Genomic DNA, 3031 nt, shown 5'->3' with positions numbered 1-3031 from the left:
CGATCGTGTTTTCAGGTGTCGCAGATCTCAAGTTTTGCGAACAGAGTAAGGTCTTTCTCAAAGAGTTCCGAGTCCTAAATTTAGACTTTGACTTTGGTGAAAATGCTCTAGAAATTCTTCAGCTGGGCGAGTATGAGGCGGTTGCCAAACTGCCAAAAGCCAATGATGGTAGATATCCAGCACATACCGCTCACGCGATCCTCTGGTGGGATGAGTCTGCCAAAACTGCTTTCTTAGAGCTGACAATGAAGTTTCAAGGAAAATTTCACGATGGCAAAGAAATGACGGATAAAACAGAGGATTGGTTGGTGTTTTCTGTATTGCTAGACCGCGATCGCGCCCAATCGATCTGTCGATCTTTTTTGACCGCTACCTGAATTAAGTAACAACTTCAAGTCTACCCTCTATCCATTGACATCTAATGACCGACCTCCGTTTAGACCGTGGCAAACAGTGGCTAGAACAACTACTGAGCCTTTCAGGGATTGCTACTACTGTAGATACAGCACAACCAGCCGGAGCGAGCGAGCCTAATTACTGGCTGACGATCGTTCCCAATCCGCTGACACCCGCACAGAAAGAACTCTTAATCGGCTCTGAAGGTGCCACGATCGATGCGATCCAGTACTTAGCCAATGCTAGCCTCAACATCCATGCCGAAGCCGATTTACAAGCAGGATACACGATCGAACTAGAAGGCTATCGCCAGCGTCGCGCGATCGCTCTCAAAACAATCGCCGATGAAGCCGCCGAGCGCGTCCGCGCAACTGGTACCGAAGTCATCCTCCAGCCGATGTCTTCAGCCGAACGCCGCCAAATGCACACTTTTTTCGATAGCGATCCCAGCTATAGCGATCTGGCTACTCACAGTCGCGGTCAAGAACCCGATCGCCGCTTGGTCGTACAATTAGCCCAGCCTCCAGCAGTAGAATAGATGTAGTCAGGGGTTCGATTCGATATTTAGTACCGCTACCTATTTTTCCAATGGAACCACTTTATCTTCCCCAACTAGCCAATCGACGAGATCGCACTCTGGAGATCGTTGTCGATACCACCGTCGCTGAATTTGACACTCTCACGCCAGTCCGAGGCAAAATCGTCGTCAAACATGGCGGTACATATCTCGATGTATCAGCACAAACAGAGACGATTCTCACCCTCAAATGCGATCGCTGTTTACAACAGTACAATCATCGACTCGCCCTAAATGCGACGGAAATTATCTGGTTAGAAGCCGAAGATCCCGAACCACCCCGCGCGGGAGTCGAAATTAAAAACGAGCTTGAAGAACTGGTAGAATCGCTACCACCCGATGGACATTTCCAGCCAGATGTATGGCTGTACGAACAATTGTGTCTGGCGGTACCGCTCCGAAAGCTGTGCAATCAAGATTGCGCCGGAATTACTCCCATTGAGTCTCCACCAGAAGCCCAGCCATCCGCTCCAGTTAAGCTAGACAGTCGCTGGGGCATACTTGAAGGACTCAAAGATCGACTGGAAAATGGTTGAATTAGGGGAAAGGGGACAGGGAATAGGGAATAGAATGTTAAAACCTAAAACCTAAACAATCGTTACAAATATTTATCCAAAACCCCCCAAAAAATGGGGATCGAGCTAAGGTGAGGTGAAGTCGAATCGAACCGTACATCTCCAGTATTTCCAATAATTTATGTCTTTACAAAGCTTTGGTGTCATTGGTCTAGCTGTCATGGGTGAAAACCTAGCCCTTAACGTCGAGCGTAATGGCTTTCCGATCGCCGTTTTCAATCGAACTGGGAAAGTAACCGAAAAGTTCATGGAAACCCGCGCCCAGGGGAAAAAAGTAATTGCTACATATTCATTACAAGACTTTTGCGCCGCCCTCGAAACTCCGCGCAAAATCTTGTTAATGGTCAAAGCTGGTAAACCTACCGACGATACGATCGACGCACTCAAACCTTTTCTCGAACCAGGTGATGTCGTCATCGACGGTGGTAACTCACTATTTACAGATACCGAGCGACGTACCAAAGATCTCGAAGGATTAGGATTTACCTTTATTGGTATGGGTGTTAGTGGTGGTGAAGAAGGTGCGCTCAATGGCCCCAGTATGATGCCAGGAGGCACGGAAACTGCTTATCGCAATCTCGAACCCATTCTGACTAAAATTGCCGCTCAGGTAGACGATGGCCCGTGTGTAACCTACATCGGCAAAGGTGGAGCTGGCCACTACGTGAAAATGGTGCATAACGGCATCGAGTACGGCGATATGCAATTGATTGCTGAAGCCTACGATTTGCTCAAAAATGTTGCAGGCTTAGACCATAAGCAGTTGCATGAAGTCTTCATAGAGTGGAACAAAACCGACGAACTCAACTCCTTCTTAATCGAAATCACCGCCGATATATTTAAGTATATCGACCCAGAAACAAATGAGCCACTAGTAGAACTAATTCTCGATGCTGCTGCTCAAAAAGGTACCGGACGCTGGACAGTCCAAAGTGCCCTAGAATTAGGCGTGTCGATTCCGACCATTATTGCGGCGGTGAATGGCAGAATTATGTCGTCGATTAAAGCCGAACGAGTCGAGGCGGCAAAAGTCTTAACTGGCCCGGATGGCAAGTTTACAGGCGATACTAAGGTGTTTGTAGACCAAGTACGCGATGCGCTGTATTGCTCTAAAATCTGTTCTTACGCCCAAGGGATGGCATTACTGAGTGCGGCATCTAAATCCGAGGGTTACAACCTCAACCTGAGCGAAATTTCGCGAATTTGGAAGGGTGGCTGTATTATTCGGGCTGGATTCCTGAATAAAATCAAGGATGCTTTTAAAGTAGATCCAAAACTACCTAACCTCCTGCTGGCTCCAGAGTTCCGCCAAACAGTCCTCGACAGACAAACCGCATGGCGCGAGGTGATCTGTCAGGCTGCTAAGTTAGGTATTCCCGTTCCCGCTTTTAGTGCGTCGCTAGATTATTTCGATAGCTATCGTCGTGCCAATCTACCGCAGAATCTGACTCAGGCGCAACGGGATTACTTTGGTGCCCATACT

4 protein-coding genes are annotated in these 3031 nt (G+C 48.0%); all 4 read left to right on the top strand.

Going from position 1 to position 3031, the window contains the following annotated elements; all coding sequences use genetic code 11:
* The coding region (locus RMO79_RS18590) for a hypothetical protein (RefSeq protein ID WP_310484730.1) at window positions 1-377 on the top strand (377 nt) is incomplete at its 5' end.
* A gap of 44 nt (window positions 378-421) precedes the next feature.
* Window positions 422-934 carry a R3H domain-containing nucleic acid-binding protein gene (locus RMO79_RS18585; RefSeq protein ID WP_310484729.1) on the top strand — a complete coding sequence of 171 codons (513 nt, stop codon included), beginning with the start codon at window positions 422-424 and terminating at the stop codon, window positions 932-934.
* Window positions 935-984: 50 nt separating this feature from the next.
* A complete protein-coding gene (locus RMO79_RS18580; RefSeq protein ID WP_310484728.1) occupies window positions 985-1509 on the top strand; it encodes a YceD family protein in 525 nt (174 codons plus the stop codon).
* Between the two features lie 160 nt (window positions 1510-1669).
* The coding region (gndA, locus tag RMO79_RS18575) for an NADP-dependent phosphogluconate dehydrogenase (RefSeq protein WP_310484727.1) at window positions 1670-3031 on the top strand (1362 nt) is incomplete at its 3' end.

The sequence above is a fragment of the Chamaesiphon sp. VAR_48_metabat_403 genome (assembly GCF_031422475.1).
Classification (GTDB): domain Bacteria; phylum Cyanobacteriota; class Cyanobacteriia; order Cyanobacteriales; family Chamaesiphonaceae; genus Chamaesiphon.
Note: the sequence above shows the minus strand (reverse complement) of the source record. Positions and strands in the feature narration are given on the sequence as shown.